The sequence below is a fragment of the Candidatus Poribacteria bacterium genome (genome assembly GCA_009839745.1).
GTDB lineage: Bacteria > Poribacteria > WGA-4E > WGA-4E > WGA-3G > WGA-3G.
In genome coordinates this window covers 1-26,804 of sequence record VXPE01000065.1, presented here as the reverse complement: position 1 = coordinate 26,804, position 26,804 = coordinate 1, and the positions used below count along the sequence as shown (strand labels likewise).

Sequence of the window (26,804 nt, the reverse complement as noted above, 5' to 3'; positions counted from 1 at the left end):
ACTTTTTAGTATACGGCATTGAAGTGTATCTTCAAAAAATATCTTTCTGGTTAGCGTTCCGGACGCATTTGCGGAAATAAGATTACGTCTCGGATGGAGTATTGGTTTGTTAGCAACATTGTCAATCGGTCGATACCGATGCCGAGTCCACCTGTCGGCGGCATCCCGTATTCCAAGGCCCGTAAATAATCTTCATCTACCATGAAGGCTTCGTCATCCCCAGCCTCCAAATTGTTCGCCTGCTCAAGAAAACGTTGGCGTTGGTCGATCGGATCGTTGAGTTCACTAAAGGCGTTTGCGAATTCCATGCCGCAGATAAAAACCTCAAAACGTTCGACGAACTCTGGAGTATCGGGCTTCTTTTTGGCAAACGGTGAGACCTCGATGGGATAATCTGTTATAAATGTCGGCTGGATCAGTTTCGATTCTGCGAATGCGTCAAAGAGTTCGGCTATAATTTTGCCTTTCGTCTCATCACCCGCTAAGTCAACCCCCGCGTCAACTGCTGCTTTGTAGAGTTCATCGGCTGAAAGTGGACCCGGATCTATACCGCTGTATTCGCGAACGGCATCGACCATGCGCAATCTACGCCAAGGGGGTATGAGGTCAAGTTCATGTTCCTGATACTGAATTTTCGTTGTTCCGTGAAGGGTTTTCGCTGTGTCAGCGATTAGGGTTTCAGTGAGTTCCATGATCTGGATGTAGTCTGCGTAGGCTTGATAGAGTTCCAGCATTGTGAATTCGGGGTTATGGTCCCTGTCCATTCCCTCGTTTCGAAAGTCGCGCGAGAACTCATAAACACGATCAAACCCTCCGACGATGAGACGCTTGAGGTAAAGTTCATTTGCGATCCGCAGATAGAGCGATTGTTCCAATGTATTGTGATACGTTGTGAAGGGGCGAGCGTTTGCCCCACCGTAAATAGGTTGAAGGACGGGCGTTTCGACTTCAACAAAGTTTTGCGCATTGAGCATGTCACGGATCGCTTGAACGATGCGGGTCCTTTTAAGGAAAACGTCCTTTACCTCTGGGTTCATGATGAGGTCTGCGTAGCGTTGTCTGTAGCGTGTCTGTTTATCTTGTAAACCGTGCCATTTTTCAGGGAGCGGTCGAACGGATTTGGAAAGGAGATGGACAGCATCAACAAGAACGGTGAGTTCACCGGTGCGTGTCCGGAAGACCGATCCTTCGGCACCAACAATATCACCGGTATCAAAGCGTCGATAGATTTTATACGGTTCTGCGCCTACACTGTCCCGTCGAACGTAGATTTGAATTCTGCCTTCACTGTCTTGCAGATGTGCGAAACTACTTTTTCCGTGGTCGCGCTTCGTCATGATCCGACCGGCGATTCGGATTTTCTGGGTTTCATCGGGTGTTTCTTGAATGTCAGCAAAGTCTCTATGAATGGCGGAAGTCGTGTGTGTAGGTTCGTATTTATGCGGGTATGGCTCTACACCAAAGTTGCGAATTTCGTCTAACTTCTCGCGACGTTGCTGAATGAGGTCCTTTGTTTCTTCCACTACTCTTCCCCTCTGTTATTTTATTTTCTGTGATAGACTGGTGCTATACTTCAGGAATATTTTAACAATTATACCTTAGTCTCGTCCATAAAGCAACCCAAAAAACAGTATTATTTCCGCTGCGCCTTCATTTTTAGGTAACTTTCGATGAAGGGGTCCAAAGCACCATCCAACACGGCGTTAACATTACCCGTTTCGATGTTTGTGCGCAAATCCTTGACGCGTTGGTATGGATGCAGGACGTAAGACCGGATTTGGCTTCCAAAGTCAATGTCTAAACGTTCGCTCCGCTGTTTTGAGAGTGCTGCTTCCCGTTCGGCGCGATATTTCTCATGAAGGCGGGAACGGAGTAATTTCATAGCGATTTCTCGGTTCTTATGCTGCGAACGTTCATTCTGGCACTGCACGATAATTCCAGTGGGTTTGTGGGTAATCCGAACTGCTGAATCCGTGACGTTGACGTGTTGACCACCTGCTCCGCTTGCGCGATAGAAATCTATCCGCAAGTCTTCGGATTGAATATCTACTTCTACGGTATCGTCAATTTCAGGGGTTACATCAATAGCAGCGAAGGAGGTGTGTCGCCGCTTGTTGAAATCGTAGGGAGACAAGCGAACGAGTCTATGCACGCCTGCCTCAGCTTGAAGATAGCCGTAAGCCGAAGCACCGGTAACAAGGATTGTCGCGCCTTTGATGCCGGCTTCATCTCCTGAAGTGAGGTCTACGATTTCGGTCTGATAGCCACGTTGGTCGCACCAACGCAGATACATCCGCATCAACATCCCCGCCCAATCCTGTGCGTCAATCCCACCGGCACCGGAGTGAATGCTGAGGATCGCATTGTTTGCATCGAACTCACCCGTTAGCATGAGGCGAAGTTCCATCTGTTCGAGATGTTGTGTGACGGTGTTCAATCCGTCAACAATCTCTTTTTGTAAACTCTCATCGTTCTCTTCGGTCGCGAGTTCGAGCAGGGTTTGGATATCTTCAATTTTGAGGGCGAGGTTTTCGTATGCCCCAACCTCATCTCGGAGGATGGCGATGCGTTGATTGACTTTTTGAACGCGTTGTGTATTACTCCAAAAATCAGGGGCAATTGTCGCCTCTTCAAGTTCTGCTAATTCTTTTCGTTTTTCAGCCAGGTCAAAGATAACCTCTGAGTTCTTCGAGACGGGTCTGCATCTCTTCAACCTGATTTTTTAAATCTACAAGCATATTGTTCCTCATCAATCACTAAGAATGTCTACGACGCACCCATATTAGGGCTCGACTGCCGAACCCCGCAACGCACATAAGCGCGCAAAGAATCGGAAACCAATCGCCGTAGCGGGTATAGAGTGTTTGTTTATGTTCCGTAGAAGACAGAAGTGGAACGGATGCGATGAGAATTTCCTGAGCGGTGTCCGGTGTAATCAAAGGTGTCGTTATCCTACCGAACTTGTCTACGACGCACGTAAATCCACCATTTGCGCAGCGGAACACGGCAATACGGTTCTCAATGGCGCGGAAAGGTGCCATTGAGAGATGCAGTTCGGGGAAAGCCGTCCCTTTGAACCAAGCATCGTTCGTGAAGATCCCCATCACGCTGGCACCCATTTTGACAGGTCTGCGAAATTCATCTGGGAACACCGATTCAAAGCAAATCGAAACTCCGATCTCTATCTTCCGGGTGTTTGTCTTATTTTTAACGTCAAACACGGTTAAAAGGTTTACTGTTTTTCCATGAGCGAAGGGTTCAAACTGGATAAAATTGGGGATAAAATCCGGCAGGAGGTGTGTCAGCGGCACGTATTCACCAAACGGAACAAGGTGCATCTTCGCATAATCCCCGTGTATCTTTCCATCTGGGGCTATCGACAGGACGCGGTTATATATTTGCGTATCTCTTTTTTCACGATTTTTGGAAAATTGACCTATTGTTTCGTCTGTTTCTCCTATGTTCGCTGTCCCGAGAAGCAGTGGAATCCCTGTATCCCGAAGCATCTGCGAGAATCTTCTGTAATAGGTGGGCCACTCACCTGTCAATGCCCTACTGCGTGTTGCAGTTTCGGGCCACACAATTAACTCAGGACCTTCTCTGCTGGCTTTATGCGTCAACTCGATATAACGTTGCAGAATCTTTGGGAACTGACGGAGATCCCATTTCTGAAGTTGTGAGATATTGCCAGGGATGAGCGCAACTTTTAAGGTCTCAACGTTTGTTCGAGGGGACGCGTTTGGACGCTGCGCTAAGGGGTCAGCCTTTTGGAGGTGGAGGATCCCGTAACCGAAACACAGGAGCGTCAGGATCAATGACAGGACGACAGCACGAAGTTCTTGTTGCCATTGATGACGGTTACAAAGCAAAGTAGCGAGACTCGCATTGAAGAGCACAATGACGAAACTGATACCGTGTACACCAACGAGCGAGGCTATTTGTATCCCCGGCAGATTGTTCCATTGTGAATACCCGATGCTTCCCCAGGGAAACCCTGTTATTACCCAACTCCGCACCCATTCTAATGCTGTCCAGATACATGCGGCGGACAGAGCAAATAGGATGCTGGAACGCCTCGGCACAAAACGCATCAACACTGCGAAAACAGCGAAATAGAGTGCCGTGTATCCCACTAATAGCAGGTACCCTACCAGCGTCGCAAAGATGTTTGCATACGGGTAGAGTAGAAGAATGGCAGGGAGCAGTCCTGCGAAAAACAGGAAACCGGTTAGGTAGCCGATCCAAAAAGCGGATTTCCAGCCTGTTGCGCGCGTCAGGGCAATGAAAAATGGCACCATCGCGACCCAAGCCAACGGAAAGAGATTTAAATTTGGGAAACTGAGGAACAACAACAGTGCTGAAAGCACCGCCAACAAAGGTACAGGCGGGTTTAAGAAAGACACGCGATAGATAGGACGCACGTTGTGCCTCCGCAAGATAAAATTGGTTTTCAGGTTTCAGTTATCGGTTAAGCGGTATTCTTTCGTCCTAACCCGTTAGCCCGTAAGCGTAGCGGAGGGCGGATATACGGGAAGGCACCCTAAAATTCAGATCTACCTGACCGAACCGCAAGGTAAATTAAAAAAGATCGGTTTTCAACAGGTGCGAGACTTTGATGAACACAATTCGCTCAGTGTCCCCTTCGACATTACGGTTGTCGTTGTAGACGATAAACAGATTACTTTCGGGACGATACTCATAGGCGAAGAGTGCGAAGACGCGGCGTTCTTTTTCTAAGGTGAATTCCGCACTGGTTCTGGCGTACATACGCTGCGCAAACTGATAGTTCACGACAAAGCGACGCGTCCATTCAGCAAGTTCCCACGCTGTTCCATCGGGATGTTTCTCATGGAGTCGCTGCAGAATGAACTCAAAACTGAGTTTGGCAGTCGGACGAATTGTGATTTCGGGGCGGATAAAGAAAATGTTTTTGTCATTACGTAGACCGAAGTTACCGGTGTTTCGGATTTGCACATATTTCGGTGGAAACCACCCGACGAAGAAACGGGCAGTCCTGTCCTCATATAATCGATTGTCGTCATCGTCAATGTGATTGTACCATTCAGGTCCAAGGAGGAAAAAAAAGTCTTTAACGCCGAGGAGTCCACTAAAACCCGCCCTGTGATTTGTCAGTTCGCCAGCGTGATTCGTGAGCCGTTCATATTCGATTTCACCGCGAAGCCTTTCAAGGGTCCCTTTGTACTGTTTATTATAGCGACTTCTGATAACCACGCCACGTCTATCCACGCGGGGGACGAACCCTGTTTCAGGGTTAAAGTATTCCCCAATATCTGCATAGATCGCATCGAGTGAAAATACATTCGTCCGTCGGGAGAGTTGAACGAAGACAAGGTCGTCCTCGGTCCTCTCTGCTCTGTCCAGTCCACCGGCTTTCCATTCTCTTGCGTATTCCAAGTTCAGACTTGTCGCGGCAGGCAGTTGAATGCGGGCATCAAGTCCTCCTGCTCGATCATAGGTGGCACCGCGTTGTTTGTTAACACCTAAAAACCCTATAGATGACGTTTTACCGACCTCGCGTTGCAACCGAAAAACAGAGTAATTGTAGTTCGCAAGCGGCAGTTCACCCGTTTCTATTTCTTGATCAGGGTTTTCCGGTCCCGCGACGGCTCCCACGAAGGCGAGGTTGTACTTACTAAATTTCCCGATGACTTTTCCGCCACCGAGCAGCGCTTCGACTTTTCGGCTGTAGAACAGGTCAAGGGGCATTTGAAAAAGTTCGTTTCCTTCGAGAAAAAACGGGCGTTTTTCAGGAAAACGGAGTGGGATGTCGGTGAGATTCACCAGGTCAGGATCCGCCTCGATTTGCGCAAAATCTGGATTGAGGGTCAGATCAAGCGTAAAATCCCCAATCGGATACCGGATATCTAAACCAGCGTCTGGTTTCAAAGCGGTTGATGTTTCACCATCTGCGGGTTGCAGGAGTTGTGGTCTGAGTGTGCCGTAGGGTTTGAACTTCGTAGGTCGTTTGGTAACCAATCCAGCAATGGGGAGGTCTGTCAGTTGTCCAAATTCCGAGACGGCGTATTGACGGTCCCCCAAATCTGCCCAAGTCTGTTCTTCAGCGGGGGATTCGTCGTTTCGCCAGAAGTTGATGCCCCACGTTGCTATTTCTGTCCCTTTTGAAAATCGGAGTTCAGCAAACGGAATAGCGAATTCTGCGGTCCATCTGTCCGTTCCTATTGCGGCTTGACCTTGCCAGTCACAATCCCATGAGATAGCAGTACCGATCCTGGACTGACCTGTGCGTCTGTTCGCGCCTTCGTTAATCAGACGTCTATCGGTTTGTGTGCCGAGTGGGTTTAAGGCGAACGCATAACAGTTTCTGCCATCAAGGAAGGTATCGATGAGAACTTCGACGTGGTCATCGGAGAAAAAGAAGGAATCGCGCCGCGTCAGATTCGCTGCGAGATTGCCCATGTCGGTTTTAAAGCATTCAAAGGCGACGTAGAGATTATTGGCATCGTAAGCGAGATAGATAGTCGTTGACTGGGTTGCGGGTTCACCGCGCTGCGGTTCAAATTGAAGCAATTCACCGGTTTTCGCGCTCTGTTGCCAGCAGGCATCGTCCAATTTTCCATCGATTTTTGGAGGAATTTTAATGCGGACTGCTTTAATCTCGCGGTTCGTAAGAATTTCGGGTGGTGCGTCATCTGTGTCTGCAGGCAATATTGTAGGGTTCCACAAACAGAGGATGAGAGAGATTGATAGTATCAGATATGGGCTAAGTTGCGCCCCAATTATTCGCATTGGTTTGTGTATTCAGACCTCCTTTTGGTGTCAATCTATTTTCCGATTTTAGCACGTATCTATTTTTTTGTCAATATCAAAAAGGAAGACAATATTTTTCACTGCAGTGAATGTAAACCAAATTAAAGCGATTTGCGTTATTGCTCGTGTTGTTATATAATATTAAGTAGCATTGTTATTGAATCAAAAAATGGAGGAACTTCGTGTACTTTTTTAGACGCAAAATCTTCATACCGCTTTTATGTCTTATCATCTTTTCCCCAATTGTGGTTCTCGCAGGACCCGGTCGGACAGGCGCGCAAATTTTAAACCTTGGCGGTGGCGCGCGGGCAAGGGCACTCGGCGACGCGTTTTCTGCGATGTCAGGTGATGTAACCACATCGCTTTGGAACCCAAGTGGATTGGCAGATATGCCTGAAAGTAAATTCCGTTCTGGCAGGAAAGCGGCGCAAGCCTCAATGTTTTATACGGATTACAGCGCACCTTTCGGAGAAGCCGGAGAAGGATTATACTATACCTTCATCTCAGGCGCGATGCCCCTCGGGGATGTCGGAACTATCGGCGCGACACTCCAGCTCCAGGGACAAGGCACAATCGCCGTGACAACGGATTCGCCTGATATTCTCCGTGAAGAAAGTCTCGGCACGAACTTCGCATTGACCTTCTCTTATGCCGACCGCATTACAGAGTCTTTATCGGCGGGTATCAACGGTAAGATGATTCGGATGGTCCTCGGACGCGAGAATGGAAGTTCTTATGCCGTTGATTTGGGAATGCAATATCTTTTGCCTTTTGAACCTATCCCTACGACACTCGGTGTCGCGATTCAGAATGTTGGACCGGGCATCTCTTTTATTGATGAAAACCAAGCAGATCCGTTACCTCGGTTTTTGAGGATCGGCACGTCTATGAGTCTTTATCGCGCGAAGTATCATCATATTCGATTCGTTAGTGGTGTCACAGCCTATATCGATAAATTGGCGGAAGATGCACACGAATTAACCGTTGATTTGGATCGACTTAACGCCGAAAGAGAGGAAAAACTCACACAAGAACAATTGCTTTCCGATCGAGGGGTCGGTATCCGAGCATTTGAATGGCGGCACCTTCAAAAGAATCTCGGCTTAGAGTATTGGCTCGGCAACTTGCTTGCTATTCGGGTCGGATATAAAATTGAACCCGGCATCAATCTACCGAATCTAACGGATTATTTTACCGGCGGTATCGGTGTGAAGGTATACTTATTCAACCTTGATTTGAGTTACGGTCCCAGTTTCGGTCCGAACAATCAACGACTGATTGAGGCAACGGGAATCATTGTGTTTTAAGTCAGCCCAAAGGGGTAGCCTGCAACAACTGCGCAGGGTTTCTGTGGATTTCTTCAGGTTTAAGAAAAGCACGTGATAAATAGGACGCACGTTGTGCTTCCGCAAGGTAAAATTAAAAAATGAAATTTAACCCCGAAATTATCATACTTATATTAATATTTTCTCTGTTGTCCAATATGGGTCTCGCCGCTGAGAGCCTACAGGCACAACCGTTTACGGCTTTCTATCTTGATTCCGCACTTGGAAACCGGACGCTTGAGGATCAATCCACTGTTGTTATGGAGGCGACCCAAGAGCTCCAGACTCGGAAGTCTCCAAACGAGGCGTTCCTTTATTCGCTTGTTATTCCCGGTATGGGACAACTCTACACAGGTGCTAAGCGTGGCTATTTCTATATGGCAGCAGAGGGGGTTTTGCTCGCTAGCTATTTTATTCTCTGGAACAATGCTGCAGACATTCGAGACGAATATCGCGATGTTGTCAGACAACACGTTACGTTTATTGGTCCAGGCTCCTTTGAAGATTGGGATCCTATAGAGGATTTTGAGCACGCTACGCAGTATGAAACATGGAACCACGACTATGATACAGAGGAAACCCAAAAGCGTACCGGCAAATGGTATTGGGCGGATCTTGATCCAGACCTAAAAAACGAGAGACATAGAGATCTTGAAAAGAGAGGTATTACTTCAGATTACCGATCGGATGCTTTTAATTTGAGAGAAAAGGCTAACAATACCTTTGAACGCGCGAAATTCTTTTTAGGCATGGCGATCTTAAACCACGTTGTCAGTGCAGTGGAGGCACGGATTTCGACGAAGCGTTTCAATAACCGCTTGCAAAGGACACTCACACAGACACGACGCAACGGCCTTGAAATAGATTTACAAACAGACATAGCGGCAGGGGCACCCATAGGTGTACTCGTCCTACGGAAAAGGTTTTAATTTTACCTTGCGGAGGCACAACGGACGTTTGAACTTTGACGAGCATCCCTCATATCCGCCTGCGTGTTTTTGATTGGGTATTTCTGCGTATTGTTGCAGGCTCAGGGTTTGCTGCTACTTTAAGAAGTAAGGCGTATTAGACGAAAACCTCTTAACTGAAAACTGAAAACTGAATAAAGGAGAACTCTATGCCGTTAGAACTATCGAATCTTTTAGACGCTCTGAATTCGGTTACTGCGATTCCTATCGTTCCTTTCGATGGGGACACAATCGATTACACCGGACACGCCAAAAATATTGACTATTTGATGCGCAACAACTATCTTGACGAAGGACGCAAGCGGGTCATTGCCATCGCTGGAACGAGTCTGATCCATCATATCAGCGAAACCGAGCAGCTCCGTCTCATCGACCAAACCGGACGACAAATAGGGGATAACGGTATTCTCATGTCCGGTATTGTCCCGAATCCCATCGGTCAAGCCGGTCAACTCATTGCAGCGCAATCTGAACTTCAGAGATCCCCGGATGTGTATCTGCTCATGCCGCTGACGGGAATCTCCAGTCCAGAGGGTATCTACCAACAGTACATGGAATTCGGTGAGAAGTATGGCACTGCTTATGGCGCACGCTTTCTCTACTATTTCCGTCAGAAACGCGACTTAGAAGCCGTCATTCGTCTCTTGAACGATTCACCCCATTTCGTGGGTGTGAAGATTGGAACAGGTGAAGAGGACGTTGTGCCGCTCGTTGAAGGGGTTGGGGACAGCGGAATTGTGATGTGGGGCATCGGGGATAGATGTACCCGTCCTGCAGAACTCGGGACGCAGGGACATACCTCTGGTATCGCGGTCGCCTTTGCGCGTGCCTCTGATGAGATTAACAATGCCCAACGTCGGGGGGATTACGAGACCTCCGCCCGCATTGAAGCCGACATTGCACCACTTGAGGAGATCCGTTTTATGAACGAGCGGGTCTATAACTATTCTGCTGTCGTTGAAGCGATGATCTTAAGCGGTTTCGACGATATTGTTGCTGGCACAGGGGGGCCCTTCAATCCGCGGGTTCCCTCGGAAATTCAGGAAAACCTTCACACGGTGATGCACAAATTGAAGCGTTACCATTAAAATGTTTTGGCAAAAGTTATGATTTTACGCTAAAATAACTTAAAACTGCTATTGAAGAAAACACTTAACAATCCCAATGCTTTAGCTTTGGGTCAGTCCGACGTGTTTCGTGCTAAAGTCAAAAAGGATTTGACTTTATCTAAAAAATGTCTTATACTCTATCAGATAAACTAACATAAAGGATATAGTATAATGTTTATCAAGAACCCCGAAAAAGTTGGTATTCTGATACAAACCTCGTCTATAGTTGCCAGTATCATGTGATTTGGTGTACAAAGTATCGGCGTAAAGTTTTAGACGCATCCATCCAAGAACGTCTTCACCCGTTAATCTGTGCCAAGCAAACTGAGTTAGATTTTAGCGTCTGTACCAGCGAGATGATGCAAGACCACGTGCATTTGATAATCGAGAATAATCCGAAAGTGCCAGTCACACGAACAGTTGGGTTACTCAAAGGATACACCTCGAAAATGTTGCGTGAGGAATTTCCACACCTAAAATCACGATTACCTACACTGTGGACGCGCTCCAAATTCATATCGTCAGTCGGCAGCGTAACGTTAGAAGTTGTAAAAAGATATATTGAGGATCAGAAGAATGTCTAAGCCTGAAAAAGACTTCCGCACTTACATTGTAGCAACTGCGAAACCGACAGCGGAATTAGACGCTATAAACCGTCTCGGTGGACGTATCTATTCCAAAACGGTATCACTTGCATTCAAAACGCATGACCAGAAAGGGTTCTGGTTATCAGACGGTGGACTTAAGAAGTATCTCAAGTTCAAGCGGTATCCATGCCATGCGCATTCTGTGCAAGCAATCATAGACGATTATTGCGGTGCGAGGCGTTCCTTCTTTTCCAATAAAGGTTGTAATCCCAAAGCCAAGCCTCCGAAGCGGACTTGTAAGTTCCACACTTTCACGTGGCGTGCTACGGGCATCTCCTACAAACGCGGCAAACTACGACTTTCTATGGGTAAAGGACGCGAAGCCGTTTACATCAAGATTGATAAGAAATTCCATAAGATCGTTCCGTCCGAAGTCTCACTCGTCTATAACCGAACAACAAAACTCTATGAGTTGCATGCAACCTATCAAACCCAACCCAAACAGACAAAAGTAAAACACGGGACTGCTGTTGCCGTGGACATGGGTGAGATACACCCGATAACTGCCTTTGACGGTCTGCATTCTGAAATCTATAACGGACGCGAACATCGTAGCAAAGTTCGGTATCGCGAGAAGTCAAAAGGCAGTATCAATCGCAAACTCTCAAGGTGCAAGCGAGGGAGTCGTCGTTGGAAAAAACTCAAGTGTGCCAAAGATAAATCGCTTGCGAAACTCAATGCGCAGTTGCGTGACATGCGACACAAAATCACGTCACGCTTTGTTTCTACTTGCTATAAGCGAAAGATAGAAACGATTGTTATTGGTGATATAAAGCATATCCGACACTCCATTAGCTACGGTAAAAAAGCCAATGAGAAGTTACACCAGTGGGCATTTTCTCAAATTAGAGATATGATTACCTACAAAGCCAAAGCACTCGGTATCTCTGTTGATGCCCAAGACGAAGCCTACACCTCTCAAACCTGCCCAAGTTGCGGTCATCGTAAGAAACCTGCCAAACGAAACTATAAGTGTTCGAAATGCGGTTGGCATGGGCATAGAGACATTGTAGGTGCGAGTAACATTCTCACAGCGTATCAGGGTTTCCTTTTTAACCCTGTAGTCGGGGTGGTGGTATCCCCCACAGGTGTGCGGTTTCACCCACACTTGCGTAGACTTGATAAGTGGTCACCATTTTCGGGACTCATATCAAGTAAGCCTGCCAAGAGCAGACAAAGAAGCACACGCCTTTAGGCGTTGTGAGTATCACAAGGTCATAGACGTTTGGATACACAGTCTTCTCAAGCGAAAAATACATCGCTCTTCAGTTTCGCACAGAACATTGGATTGACAAATGCTATCATCTTTATCGTGGTAGTTGTGGGTTATCTCTTCACGGCACCACCTGTTTCGGTCAGCGGTTTCTCCGAACGACTTCGATTGATAGTTGCCGATATAGGTGCTGTGATCCCAGCAGCATTTTTTGTCACATTTGCGATTGATGTAGGAGGGTCCTTACTCATGTTATTTTGGAATCTGATGAAACGCGAGTTGAATAAACATGACGCGAAACTTATAGAACAAGGAAAAGCCGAGGGCATAGAACAAGGAAAAGCCGAAGCCTATCAACAGGTAGCCGAGTGGAACACTCGACGACTTGAGGCGGCAGCGAAGGGTGTCCCTTTTGAGGAACCTCCTCCGACGCAAAACGGAGACCAACCGAACCCGTAAGTTCCGTCAACAGCAACGAGAAGAACTGAAGATGTCTTATGATAGTTTAGCACTTCGTCTGGTCGCGCAGGAATTGCATGAAACCCTTTTGAATGGCACAATTCGACACATTGAACAGGCGAATCCTCACACCTTTTCATTTAAAATCGGGCGCGGTGCTCAGACGCATTGGCTGACGTTATCCGCACATTCGTTGCATGCTCGCGCCCACCTCATCCAGAAACCGCCATCCGGACAAAAACAATCCTATCTGGCGGATTTTCTCACAACGCATCTCAGGCGCGGCACTGTTACTGCGATTGAGCAACTCGGTTGGGATCGGATACTCAAGATAACCGTTCAACCCGTTTCCGATGAACCGATACAGCCGTCCCCTAAAGCCGTTATCGCCGAATTTATGGGGAAGCACAGCAATATTATCCTGATTGACGCAACCGACGACAGGATTTTGGAAAGTCTCAAACGTATTGACGAGACAATGAGTCGGCATCGAGAGATATTGCCGGGTGAAACCTATACGTTGCCACCGCAGCAGGAGAAGGTAGACCCACTGACACTCGATGAAGCAACGTTTACTGAACTTTTTGGGGGGCGGAAAGAAGTCAGTTGGCGGCAGCTCTTTAACAAAATTGACGGTTTTAGTCCGACACTCGCAAAAGAGGTGGTCGCTCGCGCAGCAGAAACTGGGCTTTGGGAGGGCTATCAGCAGGTTATCGACTGTTTTGATGCCGCGCATGCCTCACCGCAACTTCTCGTGGATGAAGAGGGTCCGATAGCAGCATCAGCTATGAGGCTGCATCAGTTCCCGAGTGCTGCCTCTCAAACGTTTGACACAATGAGCGATGCGTTCGCAGCATACTACGCGGCAGTCACCCTGAAGGAGGCTATCGCCTCGGAACACCGGACCCTCACGCAAGCGTTGACGAAACAGGAGAAACTTCTTCTACGAAAAGCAGCAGGGCTGCACGCCGATCTGGGACGCGCAGAGAAAGCGGAGACGTATCGCATTCAGGGGGAATTACTGCTCGCGAACCTGCACGCGATCACCCGCGGACAGAAACAGGTAGAATTGCAGAACTATTACAGTCAGGATCTCGAAATGCTGTCGATTCCGCTGAATCCGGAGCAAAGTCCGTCCGATAACGCACAGACCTATTTCAAGAAATACACAAAAGCGAAACGGGGACATTCACGTATCCAGCAACTCATTTCCGACATAGAGGCGGATCAGGAAACACTTCGACTCTACGCCTCCAAATTAGAAACTGCTGATACTTTAGATGCGCTGCAGCGTCTACGTGCGGAGTTCGTCGCGAACGGATATCTCAAGGCACCACAGCGGGGTAAGCAGAAACAGGAGGTAGGTGCCGGTCCTTTCCGAAGGTATACCTCTGTCAACGGCTTCCAGATGTATGTCGGACGGAACAGCCAATCGAATGACCTGCTCTTGCGTCAGATTGCCAAGCCGCGCGATATGTGGCTTCACGCCAAGCAAATTCACGGGTCGCATGTCATCATCCGCAATCCAGAGAATCGTCAGGACATTCCGATGCCGACGTTGTTACAAGCCGCCCAACTTGCGGCTTACTACAGCAAGGCACATCATGCCAGCAATGTGCCAGTCGATTATACATGGGCGCGATATGTCGTGAAACGCAAAGGAAACGTCGCTGGGTATGTGCATTACACGCGTGAGAAGACGTTATTTGTTGAACCGGCGGTGCCCAAGCGGAAAGAATAGAAAATTTTTCTTGTTTGTCGGGGTTATGCTATGATTACATATAAAGGTTATATCGGTGCTGTTGATTTTGATCCAGAAATTGACCTTTTTCTACGATATCCCTGATGACATAACAGAACTGCGCCCCGTGCTTGAGTTTACCTACAACAAACATCGCAGGCATTAATTCCGATGGGTGCCCACCGTAAACGCTTTCCTATCAACCTACCAGTAGCATTCAGTTTTAAGAAATTGTCGGATTTCCCGCTTTTTTCAGGATCCGGTGTCCCTTCCCAGTAACGGGTGGGAACCCTGGTTAGAAACCGCACCTACCAGGCCTGGTTCCTCAAAAATTCTCCTAAAGAATGGAAAACTAATACCAACTCTAAAAAATAACTCCGCATTTCAGAGATTTTGAAACATATAACGGGCGAGGGGACCTCGCCCCTACGCGTAGGTTGCGTTAATGAGGAGTAGTCATTCAGAAATGGTATGAATAGCCCTACCAACCTACCAAAATGTATGGACATCAATTCGTAACCCTGTTATACTATCCCCCAAAATTAACATAGGAGAAATTCTTATGAAACTGGTTAAGTGGTTCATACTGATTGCACTCCTTTGTGTTGTCAGTCTTTTTACGACAGGAATCGCTACAGCATTAGACGAATGGGTCCATGTTGACCTGGAACCCTTCGCCAACTCAAAACTCGTTAAACACCAGTGGTGGACGAAACAACCTGGAGATAGCACCCTTTCTCGCTTGCCTATCGGTGAGGTTGATGAGTTTGAGGGACCCGACGGAAAGGTAGAGTTCCAAATCATAGACGGTGCGATTGTGCTCTTCGGCACGAATGCCGCGATATGGCCCAAGGCGGTGAACGACATTATCGTTGGCGGCAAGGCAAAATTTGTCTATTTCTTCCACGCGACCGGATGGGAACAGAACGGCGTGCCAAGCTACAAGTTCGTGATGCACTATCGGACAGGGAAGAAGGAGGAACTTGAAATGATTTCTGGTTTTAACTCCGATGATTGGTGCCACGACGATGCCGCGCTCCAAGACGATAACTCTGTCTGGGGATGGGTAAAGAAAGAAGGTGGACCTTGCGGACACGCAGGGTTGGTTACCACAAAATGGGAAAACCCGCGACCCGATGATTGGATTGAGACCATAGATGCCATCTCTTTGGAATTAGGTTCAGTGCCTGTGATTCCAGCGATTACGTTAGGCGAAGCGACACTTGCAGTCGATCCAATGGAGAAATTGGCTATCACGTGGGGGAGCCTGAAAAATTCGCGTGGACGTTAAAATCACTTGACGCGTAGGTGAGGTTTCTGATACCTCGCCTATTTTTATATCTGCGTGTGCTCCTATAATAAAATTGACTTTATGCCTCGTGTATGCTATAATTATATCAGCGATTCGTAATCGCAACACTTTTGATCGTGTAATATTACAACACTAAAATTGATATAGGAGGAATTCAATGCCAGCAAAGCAAATTATCTTTGATGAAGAAGCGAGGGTGGCACTCAAGCGCGGCGCGGATACACTCGCCGATGCTGTGAAGGTTACCCTTGGGCCCCGTGGCAGAAATGTTGTCATTCAAAAATCTTTCGGGGCACCGCTGGTAACATGCGATGGTGTCACCGTCGCAAAAGAAATTGAACTCCCGGACCCGTATGAAAATATGGGTGCCCAGTTACTCCAATCCATTGCAACCAAAACAAACGATGTCGCGGGCGACGGAACCACCACTGCTACCCTGCTGGGTCAGGAAATTCTTCATGAAGGGCTCAAGAACGTCACTGCGGGTGCCGACCCGATGCAGTTGAAGATCGGTATAGACAAAGCCGTCGTCGCTGCTGTTGATGCAATTACCGCACAAAGTCGTGCTGTGAATACACACGCAGAGATTTTACAGGTAGCCTCAATCGCAGCCAATGATCCCGCAAACGACAGTAATATCGGTGCTACCGTCGCTGAAGCACTTGAGAGGGTTGGAAACGACGGTGCGATCACGATTGAGGAAGGCAAAACGTCAGAGACGACTGTTGATATTGTTGAAGGTATGCAGTTTGATCGCGGTTTCCTCTCACCCAATTTTGTGACCGACTTGGAGGCACAGGTGGTCGAATTTGAGAATCCTTTTATTCTCATCAATACCGAGAAAATTTCCACGGTGGCGGATCTTGTGCCGATTATGGAAAAGACGATGCAACTCGGCAGACCCTTGTTCATTATCGCTGAGGATGTTGAAGGCGAAGCCCTCTCTACATTGGTGGTGAATAAACTCCGGGCGAATCTTCAAGTTGCCGCCGTTAAAGCCCCCGGTTTTGGTGATCGACGTAAAGAGATGTTAGAAGACATCGCTATCCTGACGGGGGGTCAAGTTATCTCTGAAGAGACGGGTATCCGTTTAGAAAATATTGTTGTGGGCATGTTAGGAACGGCTCGACGCGTCGTCGTTGACAAGGATAACACCACAATCGTTGGCGGTAGTGGTGTCAAAGAAGCCGTTGAAGGAAGAGTCGCACAGATTCGGACGCAAATCGAAGAAACGACTTCTGAGTATGACCAAGAGAAGTTGGAAGAACGGCTTGCGAAACTCGCAGGCGGCGTTGCTGTTGTCAATGTTGGTGCTGCGACGGAAGTCGAGATGAAAGAGAAGAAGGCTCGATTTGAAGATGCCCTTGCCGCAACGCGTGCCGCAGTTGAAGAAGGCATCGTCCCTGGGGGTGGCACGTCACTTTTACGAGCCGCAGCGTCCCTGAGTGGGGTGAAGCTTGACGGAGATCAAGAAACAGGGCTCAATATCATCCGCCGCAGTTTGCTATCGCCTGTGCGTGCTATCGCTGAGAATGCAGGTATGGAAGGTTCGGTCGTTGTTGCCAAGCTACAGGAAGGTGAAGGGAATTACGGTTTCAATGCCGCAACATCTGAGTATGGGGACATGCTTGAAGAAGGCGTTGTTGACCCGACAAAAGTCGTCCGATCCGCGCTGCAGAACGCTTCCAGTATCGCAGGCTTGCTGTTGACGACGGAAACGCTCATTACAGAGATTGAAGAGCCACCGGGTGCAGCCGCAGCCGCAGCCGATCCGCACGCTGGACATTTCCATTAGACGCATTCATCGTTAGGCGCGCTTCCAAAGCGCGCCTACCTCAAAGCAAAAACCGTCAATGTTCCAAATCCCGGCACTTATCCGCAAGGAAAATTAGAAATACCTAATACCGTGCCTCCAGCCCGCTATCCCAATCGCAGTCGAGACAAAACATCACCTTCGGTCCTAAGTACTGGATGTTCTTACCACTACACACTGGGCATATTTTTACCGGTTTTTCGGTTTCATCCTTCTCAGCATGTTGGAGAATGTTCAGATAATACACCTTTAGCACACCCGGATAACGGTGTCCCATCGGACAGCGGATCATATCGGAATTATCATTCTCAAAACGTTCTATTGTTTCTCGAAGGAACGTCAACCGACGGTGGCAGATCGGACAAGGGTTAGGGGTCAATTCCTTCAGGACGACCAAGTCTGTATTTTCTTGTTGGATGGAGACCGGCAAGGCGAGATGATGTGCGAGTTGCAAATGCGATATACCTTGAGACCCAAGTTTTTTGGCGAGTTCGGAAACGAGTTTCGCGTAACTTTGTGGGCTGAGTACCACTTCTGTCGGAATCATCGTTCCGCCTTTTAAGCTGGAGAGCAGTTGATAGATGCGTTCTAAAATGGGCTGCCACCTCCTATACCTTTATAACAAAAAAGAACTATACTGTCCTACCTTCGGTGGATTCAGAAGCTAATGTGCGTTCATTACCGCGCGCGAGCGGTGAAGAGGATACACCCCTTTGGGAACGGTAAGCATCCGCTGGCTGGTTCCGGATCAGGATGAGATCGTCCCCGTCACGTTCAATAATATCGTTCTGCATTAATGTGATTTCAAACTTTCGCATGCTGGTTATGAAGTTAATGGTGACGCGCGCTGATGCCTCCAACTTAATTTGCCAACCGGTTGCCGTTTTCGCCCGAGTGAACCGATCACTAATATCGAGGGACTGCATCTGCGCAGCGTTGATGATTACACCGCTTGTTGCCTGTGTTTGTTCTTGGGCTTCGACAGCACTCTCGTTGTTGTTTTGGTCCGCCATGTTGCACTTCACCTCTACAAAATTTGAATTGAGCATATTTTAACAAAGAGCGTTCTCTGTTGTCAAACAATTTTTTCTGTTGAAGGGTTCTGGGTCTGAGAAAAGCCTGCTTGACAATACGGCGAGGATATGTTAGAATTTATTGTCATAAAGCCCCTATGAACAGGATGAAAAAGGAGACGAACGCGAAATGGAGAACCATCCTTACGCCCCGGCGGAAATAGAACCCTATTGGCAAGCCGTGTGGCGAGAAAAAGAAGCATTCAAAATTCCAAACGATATTGAGACATTGTCAAAGAAACCGAAGTTCTATGTGCTTGGCATGTTCCCTTATACCTCAGGTGCTGGACTTCACGTGGGACACTCAAAAAACTACCTACCTACCGATGTGTTTGCAAATTTCCGGCGAATGCAAGGCTATCACGTGATGCACCCAATGGGCTGGGATGCCTTCGGACTTCCGACAGAACGCACAGCCGTCCGTGAAAACGAACATCCAGCACACATCACACAACGCAATACCGCCACTTTTCGCCATCAGATGCAGAGGTTCGGTTTCTCTTACGACTGGTCACGCGAAATTGACACCTCTGTCCCCGAATATTATAAATGGACGCAATGGATTTTCCTCCGTCTCTATGAAAAAGGGTTGGCGTATCTCGCCAACGTCCCCGTCAATTGGTGCCCGGCGTTAGGCACTGTTCTCTCAAATGAAGAGGTAAAAGATGGAAAATATGTCGAGACGGGAGATCCTGTTGAGCGCCGCCTCATGCGACAATGGATGCTCAGAATTACTGCCTACGCGGATCGGTTGTTGGACGACCTCGACTTATTGGATTGGCCCGAGGGTCTCAAGGAAATGCAACGACACTGGATCGGTAAGTCAGAAGGGGCAGATATCACCTTTGACATTAAAGACAGCGATCACACGTTCACTGTTTTCACGACGCGCCCGGATACGCTCTTTGGGGCGACCTACTGTGTCCTTGCCCCCGAACATCCGCTCGTCTCCGAGATCACGCACCCCGATGCCACTTCAGCAGTTAACGCTTATGTTAAGGAAGCGGTTAACAAATCCGATCTTCAACGGACAGACCTCGCCACGGAGAAGACAGGGGTCTTTACGGGTGCCTATGCGATCAACCCTTGTAACAACGCGCCTGTTCCGATCTGGGTTGCGGATTACGTTCTGATGACTTATGGCACGGGTGCCATCATGGCTGTTCCCGGACACGATGAACGCGACCATGAATTCGCCACAACTTTCGGTATTCCCATCGTCGAGGTCATCAAGGGCGGTGAAAAACCGATTGAAGAGGAGGCTTTTGAGGGGGATGGTGTTTGCGTCAATTCCGGTTTCCTAAACGGGGTACAGGTTACTGAGGCGAAAGAGAAGATGATTGCGTGGCTTGAAAGTGAGAATAGAGGGGCGCGCCAAGTTCAATACCGTTTACGAGATTGGCTCTTCTCACGGCAACGCTATTGGGGTGAACCGTTTCCACTCGCGCATCTTGAGGACGGGACCATTGTGCAACTGCCCGATGAGGAACTGCCTTTAGAACTTCCGCCTATTGATGCGTATAAGCCGACAGAGGATGGCAAACCGCCACTGGCTCGCGCGGGATCCGAATGGTTGAATGTGACACTCCTTGACGGACAAACCGCGATACGTGAAACGAACATCATGCCGCAATGGGCAGGTTCTTGCTGGTATTACCTACGGTTCCTCGATGCACACAACGCTGAGGTACCTTTTGATACTGAACTTGAACGCTACTGGATGCCTGTTGATCTTTACTTGGGCGGTGCAGAACACGCTGTGTTACATCTACTCTATGCACGTTTCTGGCATAAGGTCCTTTACGATTGTGGATTGGTCTCCACGAAAGAACCGTTCCAAGGTTTGGTGAATCAAGGGACGATTCTTGCGCAGTCGTATCAGGACGATGCAGGCAAGTATTACTATCCGTATGAAGTTGAGCAGAACAATGGAGAATCTGTAGCGAAAACTTCTGGTGTGTCGCTCAATGTGCAAGTGGAGAAAATGTCTAAATCTCGTTTTAATGTCATTAATTCGGATGATGTCATTGACAATTACGGCGCGGATGCGATACGTCTCTACCTCCTGTTTATCGGACCCGTCACAGCGAGCACCCCGTGGCAAGATGCCGGTGTTGAAGGGGTTTACCGGTTTTTGCAACGTGTCTGGAGACTCGTTATTGATGAGGAGAACGGCGAACTCAGCGATAAGTTAACCGACGCTGCTGGCACAACGGAACCGGAACTCTGGCGGGAACTCCATAAAACCATCAAACAGGTAACCGAAGACACGGAGTCCATTGACAAGATGAATACGGCGATTAGCCAGATGATGATTTTCGTTAACGCTGCTACACAGACGAAAACACTACCTACGGAGATATTGAAGGTGTTCCTGCATCTGCTAGCACCTTATGCCCCGCATATTACGCAGGAGTTGTGGCATCGTCTCGGTGAAACCGGATTTATTGCGCATTCACAGTGGCCCACACACGATGAAGGCGTGCTCACGACTGCTACGGTGACGATCATTGCGCAAGTCAATGGAAAACTTCGCAACCGGCTTGAACTTCCTGCCGATGCAACCGACAAAGAGATTGAGGCGGCTGCACTCGCAGATGAACGGATTCAACGGTTCATTGAAGGGAAACCGATTCGGAAGGTTATCGTCGTGTCGAACCGCAACCTTATCAACATTGTTGTTTAAACCGAAAGAGATAGGACGTAGGTTGGGTTGAGCCGCAAGCGAACCCAACCTTTCACAAGAAGCACCTAAAAGAGCATAAATATGACAGAAGATTTTGAATTTGAAAGGATCGAGGGAAACGTTTCAATCATTCCATTGGGAGGTTTAGGCGAATTTGGGCTTAACATGATGGTGTATGAGACTGAAAATGACATTATCGTCGTTGACACAGGTTTCATGCTACCGAATGCAGACATGCCCGGTGTCGATCTGATATTACCAGATATCCACTATCTCGTTGAACGACAGGAAAAGATTCGCGGGATCCTTCTCACGCACGGACATGAAGATCATATCGGTGCCTTATTTTACGTTCTACGACAGTTAGATGTGCCGGTCTATGGCACGCAGCTGACCCTGGCGATTGCAAGCGGCAGATTACGTGAATACAATGTTCTCAGCAAGGCACAACTCAATACGATTGCCCCTGGCGATACAGTCGAGTTAGGTGATTTTTCAGCCGAATTCATCCATGTTACACACAGTATTCCAGATACCGTAGCAATTGCACTACGCACACCCGTCGGTGTCATCGTTCATACAGGCGATTTCAAGTTTGACATGACCCCTGTCGATGGTAGGTTGAGCGACATTCAGACGCTGGCGCGTCTCGGAGCAGAGGGTGTCCTGCTGCTCGCTTCCGATAGCACGAACGCAGAGCGACCCGGGCAAACCCCTTCTGAGCGGAGCATCTATGGAACGATAGACAACATCTTTCAGAAGGCTGAGCAGAAGTTGTTTCTCTGTACCTTTTCTTCGAGTCTGCACCGCATCCAGCAATTCATCGACTTGGCAGGTATACATCGGAGGCTTGTGGCTGTCACTGGACGCTCCTTGCTCAACAATATCCGCACCGCCACTGAACTGGGCTATCTCAACGTGAATCCGGATTATCTCATTGACGCTCGCGATACGTCCATGTTTAAACCGCACGAGCTCGTGATTTTAAGCACCGGCAGCCAAGGCGAACACCGATCTGCTCTATCATTGATGGCACTTGACAACCACCCGTTTTTAAAAGTGGAACAAGGGGATACGGTCGTCATGTCTGCCAGGATCATCCCCGGTAATGAAAAGGCTATCGGGAACGTCGTCAATCATCTGCTCAGACGCGGTGCCAAGATATACCATGAACGCAATGCAGACGTTCATGTATCAGGTCATGGCTCAAGCGAGGATCTGAAGTTAATGCTCAATCTTTTACAGCCTAAGTTTTTCATGCCGATGCACGGTGAATATCAAAACCTAATGCGGCATGCTGAACTCGCTGAGTCTATGGGTATACCGAGCGACAACATTAAAGTCGCTGAAGATGGCGAACTCATTCTACTGACCCCAGAGACGTGTGAGGTTTTTGGACGCGAGGGACGCTCCGGACGCGTCTTTGTCGATGGCAAGCCAGAATTTGAACTTGAGGATATCGTCCTACGCGATCGTATCCAACTCTCCGAAGATGGTATTGTCGTTCCGATAGTTGTGCTGCACAGCGATGCGGGTGAGGACAAGCAGGAGCTAACAGCTAAGAGTCAGGAAGAGAGCGAGCAGCAGTTGGAGGGCGGATCTACGGAGAACGACTCTCACATTTCAACCCACCTAACCGAACCGCAAGGTAAAATTAGAACACAGATAGAAATCATCTCGCGAGGGTTTGTCTATATGGATAAGTCTGAAGAACTGATAGAGGAAGTGAAAGAAATTACCCAGAGCATCATTGAAAACCTAAGCGATGAACAGAAGGAGGAAACAGAGGCAGTCCAAGACGAGATCCGGGGCTCGCTCCGCCGGTTCTTCTCGAAACAGATGCAACGGACACCCCTCATCTTTCCCGTCGTTATGCGGGTTTGATAATAGGAATCAGTTTTCGATTTTCAGTTAAAAGAAGGGAATAAATTAAATTGAAGTCATTTGTATTTATCGTGGCAATTGCCACCTTGATAGTGGGCGTTTCTGCCTGTGAGCGGGTGTCCCCAATTGTTCAACCTACCACTCCCGATACACAAGATAAGCGTCAAGAAATTTCTGTCGGAATCGTTTTACCTTTGACAGGACACGTGGCTCCTACCGGACAACTCATGAAGCGGGGTTTTGCGCTTGCTATTGATGAAATTAACACAGCAGATGTCAGTAAGGTCGGACTCAAGTTTATCTTCGAGGATGGCATGGGCACCCCAGAAGGAGCGGTTAAGGCATTCAACAAACTTATTCATACGGAGAAGGTGACTGCTATTCTCGGTCCCTCGACTTCCAGCGCAACTCAGGCAGCATTTCCGATAGCACAAGAGAATGAGATCGTAGCACTTAGCCCAACAGCAGGGGCAAGCGGCCTTACCGAAATCGGTGACTTTGTCTTCCGTCTTCCGGGCACGACCCAGGTCGCCATTGCTACAGGCATCAAGGCGACGCAGGCAAAACTCGGCTATCAACAGGTCGCTACGCTCTACGACGATGCCGATCTTTTCTCTACGGATCAAGACAGGACATTACGGGCAGTATTCGCTGCAAATGGTATTGAGGCGTTCACTCCGGAAACCTTCCAAACGGGTGATACTGACTTCTTATCGCAGCTCACTCGGATAAAGGCGTTGAACCCGGATGCTATCTTCGTCTCGGCGTTGCCACCCGAAAAACCGGGGATATTGATTCAGGCACACCGACTCGGTATCACCGTGCCTATTATTATTTCTTCGTTAACCGATCTTGAGATAGAAGCTGCGGGCCCCGCCGCCGAAGGTGCGATCACTTTCATAAGTTGGCTCACGACAGACGATACTCCCGGAAACCACGCCTTCGTTCAGAATTATAGCGAAATGTTTGGCGAGGAGCCAAATGGCTTTGCCGCAGTTTCTTATGCGTCCGTCTATATCTTGGCGGCGGCAATTACGAATGCCCACTCCACGGATTCAACTGCGATTCGAGATGCCTTGGCGGATATCAGAGACTTCGACACAATTTTGGGTAAGTTCTCTTTTAATGCCAACGGGGATGGCGTTTATGACCAGAAAGCACTGATAGTCAAAGACGGGGTATTGCAACCCTTTGAGTAACTATTTTAGGACTTAGGCAGGTTGCTTTTTTGTAGCATAACCTGTTAGGTTGTGCCATGAGAACGCCTGTGTTTTTTTAGAGTTTACTCTCTAACGGAGCGTCATATCGTCAAAATTGCATAAGTCCTGAAAATACCTCTAATCAACGAAAACATCACTATGATAACGGAAACCAACTTTAAAGACTTACTCAAAACCTTAGGCTTCAGGGAGGAAAGGAATACCTTCCAAAAATCCATCGGTGAAGCCGACTTAAAAGTTGACTTTAGCAAACAAAGCATAATTTATCCCGAGAATAGAGGGTTAAAAGTCAACGAACGGCAAACCTGTAATTTCTCACAGAACGAGAATTTTGTGGTGTTTGAGTGTGTGCATCGGCTACTGGAAAAGGGCTATAAGCCTGAACATTTGGAACTTGAACCCAGATGGAGGGTTGGACGCGGTGCGAGTGGTGGACGTGCGGATATATTGGTTAGAGATCAAGAGAAGAATCCTTTGCTGATTATTGAATGTAAAACAGCGGGTGATGATTTTGAAAGGGCATGGCAGAAAACCCGTCAAGATGGTGACCAGTTATTGAGTTATGCCCAACAGATCCAATCAACACAATATCTGTGTCTTTATGCCTCTGACTTTGTAGAAAATAAGATCCGTATTGACCACAAAGTGATTGCTCACAGGGACAATGAGAGAATTTTATCACAAGATGAAACATCGAGGTCGTTTGCTGAAGCAACCGACATTGAAGATCGCTATGCCGTATGGCGTGAGACCTACCATTTAGAATATGCCGAAAATGGTATTTTTGAGGACAATATCCAGGCTTACCAGATCGGAAAAAATAAGTACACCCTTGCCGAGGATACTAAACCGATTGATGCTTCCGATAAAGAGGGAAAATATCACGAATTCCGAACAATCCTAAGGAAGCACAATATCGCAAGACGGGAAAACGCCTTTGAGGTTTTAGTCAATCTGTTTCTCTGTAAACTTGTTGATGAAGAAGACAATACGACCGATCTCAAATTTTATTGGAAAGGTATAACCTACGACAATTACTTCGATTTTGTTGATAGACTGCAAGATCTCTATCGGAAAGGGATGCATAAATTCCTAAATGAAGAGATCAGCTATATCAGCAATGAGCAAATTGATAACGCATTTTGGACGGTTAAAAACAAACGCAACGCTACCAAGCAACAGATTCAACGCTATTTTAGAGAACTTAAGTTTTTTACCAACTCCGCCTTCTCGCTTCTGGATACCCACAATGAGGAATTGTTTAAAAGAAACACCAAAGTCTTATCAGAGATTGTGCAGATGTGGGAAAAATTACGACTCAAGACAGATAACCAAAATCAGTTTTTGGGGGATATGTTTGAGTTCTTTCTCGACAACGGTATTAAACAGTCGGAGGGTCAATTCTTCACGCCTCTACCGATTTGCAAATTTATTGTCGCCTCCCTACCACTCGCCCAAAAAATTGAATCTAACGCAGAGCCGATTAAGGCGATTGATTACGCCTGCGGTTCCGGGCATTTCCTGAATGAATACGCCTATCAAATAAAGCCCTTGGTTGAAACACATTATAGAGACATCAGCGATTACTACAGCCAAATTACCGGTATTGAAAAGGAAGATCGTTTGGCAAAGGTTGCCAAGGTTGCAGCATATATGCACGGTCAAGAACAGATTAAGATACTGGATGCAGACGCTCTTGCCGCTCACCCGGAAATTCAGCAGGAAAATTTCGATGTCCTGATCGCGAATCCTCCGTTTGCAGTGGAAGGTTTTTTACAAACCTTGAACGAGGAAGATAAGAAAGAGTATCAGCTCATCAAAGCCACAGGTGAAAACAGCAATACCGATACCATTGAATGCTTCTTTTTAGAACGGCTTTATTACTTAATGGCTCCCGGCGGGATAGTCGGTATAATTGTCCCATCCAGTATTTTGTCTAACACTGATGCGGTTTTTACCAGCACCCGTGAGATTCTGTTGCAATTTTTCGATATAGTGAGTATTGCTGAACTGGGGAGTGGCACCTTTGGTAAGACAGGCACCAATACGGTGGTCCTCTTTTTAAGAAGGAAAACACAAAGACCCGAAGTCTCCGAACATTACCACAATCGAGTAGATGATTTTTTTGAAGGTGATCACGAAAGTGAAGAATATCAAGATCACCACCTGATAGAAGCCTATTGTAACCATATCGGAGTCTTTTATGAAGAATACATCAAACTCTTTGCCCAACCAACCTTGAGTAACCTTAGGGAGTTATTGAAATACGATATTTTCCAGGACTACAAACGGGACTTTAATCAAAGTACAGGGGTTAAAAATCTAAAAAGATCCAATGTCTTCAAGAGAAAATCGGCAACGGAACAGTCCGCAGAATTAGAGCAGCGTTTTATCGCTTACCTACACAACATAGAAAAAGAAAAACTCTATTACTTCATTCTGGCACACGAGCAAGCTGGCAATGTGCTGATTGTCAATGCCCCCAGCAAAAACAGGGAACAAAAACAATTTTTAACGTGAGTTTGATAAAAGTTTAGTCTTTAGAAAAGCACGGGTAAATCGTTG

The 26,804-nt window shown here is 47.5% G+C and carries 19 protein-coding genes; 13 read left to right on the top strand and 6 right to left on the bottom strand.

Annotated elements, in window-relative coordinates; translation table 11 throughout:
- Positions 1–50: 50 nt before the first annotated feature.
- From lysS to F4X88_10645, 4 genes are all read right to left on the bottom strand, one after another.
- Positions 51–1,523: a lysine--tRNA ligase gene (lysS, locus tag F4X88_10660; GenBank protein MYA56747.1), complete on the bottom strand. Its 1,473-nt coding sequence runs from the start codon at positions 1,521–1,523 to the stop codon at positions 51–53.
- A 110-nt stretch (positions 1,524–1,633) separates the two neighbouring features.
- Positions 1,634–2,738, bottom strand: a protein-coding gene (prfB, locus tag F4X88_10655; GenBank protein ID MYA56746.1) for a peptide chain release factor 2 whose coding sequence is annotated in 2 segments (ribosomal slippage) — positions 1,634–2,677 and positions 2,679–2,738 — 1,104 coding nt in all. Because the reading frame shifts where the segments join, the coding sequence is not laid out codon by codon here.
- Between the two features lie 18 nt (positions 2,739–2,756).
- Positions 2,757–4,421, bottom strand: coding sequence for an apolipoprotein N-acyltransferase (lnt, locus tag F4X88_10650; GenBank protein MYA56745.1), 1,665 nt, complete (start codon positions 4,419–4,421; stop codon positions 2,757–2,759).
- A 157-nt stretch (positions 4,422–4,578) separates the two neighbouring features.
- Positions 4,579–6,768 (bottom strand): carbohydrate binding family 9 domain-containing protein, encoded by a 2,190-nt coding sequence (locus tag F4X88_10645; GenBank protein MYA56744.1) that lies wholly within the window; start codon positions 6,766–6,768, stop codon positions 4,579–4,581.
- 203 nt (positions 6,769–6,971) lie between these two features.
- Here F4X88_10645 and F4X88_10640 point away from each other — a divergent pair, with 203 nt between their 5' ends.
- The 9 genes from F4X88_10640 (at position 6,972) to groL (ending at position 17,358) form a co-directional block, all read left to right on the top strand.
- Positions 6,972–8,096, top strand: coding sequence for a PorV/PorQ family protein (locus F4X88_10640; protein ID MYA56743.1), 1,125 nt, complete (start codon positions 6,972–6,974; stop codon positions 8,094–8,096).
- A gap of 119 nt (positions 8,097–8,215) precedes the next feature.
- Positions 8,216–9,043 (top strand): hypothetical protein, encoded by an 828-nt coding sequence (locus tag F4X88_10635; GenBank protein MYA56742.1) that lies wholly within the window; start codon positions 8,216–8,218, stop codon positions 9,041–9,043.
- A 188-nt stretch (positions 9,044–9,231) separates the two neighbouring features.
- Entirely contained in the window at positions 9,232–10,170 is a 939-nt protein-coding gene (locus F4X88_10630) for a hypothetical protein (protein ID MYA56741.1), read from the top strand.
- A gap of 260 nt (positions 10,171–10,430) precedes the next feature.
- Positions 10,431–10,775, top strand: a complete 345-nt coding sequence (tnpA, locus tag F4X88_10625) for an IS200/IS605 family transposase (GenBank protein MYA56740.1) — start codon at positions 10,431–10,433, stop codon at positions 10,773–10,775.
- On the top strand, positions 10,768–12,033 hold the full coding sequence (locus tag F4X88_10620) for an IS200/IS605 family element transposase accessory protein TnpB (protein MYA56739.1): 1,266 nt from the start codon (positions 10,768–10,770) through the stop codon (positions 12,031–12,033). Before tnpA ends, F4X88_10620 begins: the two co-directional genes overlap by 8 nt.
- Before the next feature lie 30 nt (positions 12,034–12,063).
- Positions 12,064–12,510, top strand: a complete 447-nt coding sequence (locus F4X88_10615; protein MYA56738.1) for a hypothetical protein — start codon at positions 12,064–12,066, stop codon at positions 12,508–12,510.
- 31 nt (positions 12,511–12,541) lie between these two features.
- Positions 12,542–14,251, top strand: coding sequence for a fibronectin/fibrinogen-binding protein (locus F4X88_10610; GenBank protein ID MYA56737.1), 1,710 nt, complete (start codon positions 12,542–12,544; stop codon positions 14,249–14,251).
- Between the two features lie 562 nt (positions 14,252–14,813).
- Positions 14,814–15,542: a hypothetical protein gene (locus F4X88_10605; protein ID MYA56736.1), complete on the top strand. Its 729-nt coding sequence runs from the start codon at positions 14,814–14,816 to the stop codon at positions 15,540–15,542.
- A 178-nt stretch (positions 15,543–15,720) separates the two neighbouring features.
- A complete protein-coding gene (groL, locus tag F4X88_10600; GenBank protein MYA56735.1) occupies positions 15,721–17,358 on the top strand; it encodes a chaperonin GroEL in 1,638 nt (545 codons plus the stop codon).
- Positions 17,359–17,461: 103 nt separating this feature from the next.
- Here the strand turns inward: groL and F4X88_10595 are convergent, their stop codons facing one another.
- On the bottom strand, positions 17,462–17,923 hold the full coding sequence (locus F4X88_10595; GenBank protein ID MYA56734.1) for a hypothetical protein: 462 nt from the start codon (positions 17,921–17,923) through the stop codon (positions 17,462–17,464).
- An 85-nt stretch (positions 17,924–18,008) separates the two neighbouring features.
- Complete coding sequence (locus F4X88_10590) at positions 18,009–18,389, bottom strand: hypothetical protein (protein MYA56733.1); 381 nt, start codon at positions 18,387–18,389, stop codon at positions 18,009–18,011.
- Between the two features lie 190 nt (positions 18,390–18,579).
- Here F4X88_10590 and F4X88_10585 point away from each other — a divergent pair, with 190 nt between their 5' ends.
- The 4 genes from F4X88_10585 to F4X88_10570 all read left to right on the top strand — a co-directional run bounded on the left by F4X88_10585 (position 18,580) and on the right by F4X88_10570 (position 26,759).
- Positions 18,580–21,135: a leucine--tRNA ligase gene (locus F4X88_10585; GenBank protein MYA56732.1), complete on the top strand. Its 2,556-nt coding sequence runs from the start codon at positions 18,580–18,582 to the stop codon at positions 21,133–21,135.
- A gap of 81 nt (positions 21,136–21,216) precedes the next feature.
- On the top strand, positions 21,217–23,019 hold the full coding sequence (locus tag F4X88_10580) for a ribonuclease J (GenBank protein ID MYA56731.1): 1,803 nt from the start codon (positions 21,217–21,219) through the stop codon (positions 23,017–23,019).
- 44 nt (positions 23,020–23,063) lie between these two features.
- Entirely contained in the window at positions 23,064–24,218 is a 1,155-nt protein-coding gene (locus F4X88_10575) for an ABC transporter substrate-binding protein (protein MYA56730.1), read from the top strand.
- 159 nt (positions 24,219–24,377) lie between these two features.
- A complete protein-coding gene (locus tag F4X88_10570; GenBank protein MYA56729.1) occupies positions 24,378–26,759 on the top strand; it encodes an N-6 DNA methylase in 2,382 nt (793 codons plus the stop codon).
- The last annotated feature ends 45 nt before the right edge of the window (positions 26,760–26,804 follow it).

Coding starts and splice junctions, on each gene's coding strand:
- F4X88_10585 (MYA56732.1), top strand. CDS start 18,580: ATGGAGAACCATCCTTACGCCCCGGCGGAAATAGAACCCTATTGGCAA.
- F4X88_10605 (MYA56736.1), top strand. CDS start 14,814: ATGAAACTGGTTAAGTGGTTCATACTGATTGCACTCCTTTGTGTTGTC.
- F4X88_10595 (MYA56734.1), bottom strand. CDS start 17,923: ATGATTCCGACAGAAGTGGTACTCAGCCCACAAAGTTACGCGAAACTC.
- F4X88_10580 (MYA56731.1), top strand. CDS start 21,217: ATGACAGAAGATTTTGAATTTGAAAGGATCGAGGGAAACGTTTCAATC.
- groL (MYA56735.1), top strand. CDS start 15,721: ATGCCAGCAAAGCAAATTATCTTTGATGAAGAAGCGAGGGTGGCACTC.
- F4X88_10635 (MYA56742.1), top strand. CDS start 8,216: ATGAAATTTAACCCCGAAATTATCATACTTATATTAATATTTTCTCTG.
- F4X88_10645 (MYA56744.1), bottom strand. CDS start 6,768: ATGCGAATAATTGGGGCGCAACTTAGCCCATATCTGATACTATCAATC.
- F4X88_10590 (MYA56733.1), bottom strand. CDS start 18,389: ATGGCGGACCAAAACAACAACGAGAGTGCTGTCGAAGCCCAAGAACAA.
- F4X88_10630 (MYA56741.1), top strand. CDS start 9,232: ATGCCGTTAGAACTATCGAATCTTTTAGACGCTCTGAATTCGGTTACT.
- F4X88_10610 (MYA56737.1), top strand. CDS start 12,542: ATGTCTTATGATAGTTTAGCACTTCGTCTGGTCGCGCAGGAATTGCAT.
- F4X88_10620 (MYA56739.1), top strand. CDS start 10,768: ATGTCTAAGCCTGAAAAAGACTTCCGCACTTACATTGTAGCAACTGCG.
- F4X88_10570 (MYA56729.1), top strand. CDS start 24,378: ATGATAACGGAAACCAACTTTAAAGACTTACTCAAAACCTTAGGCTTC.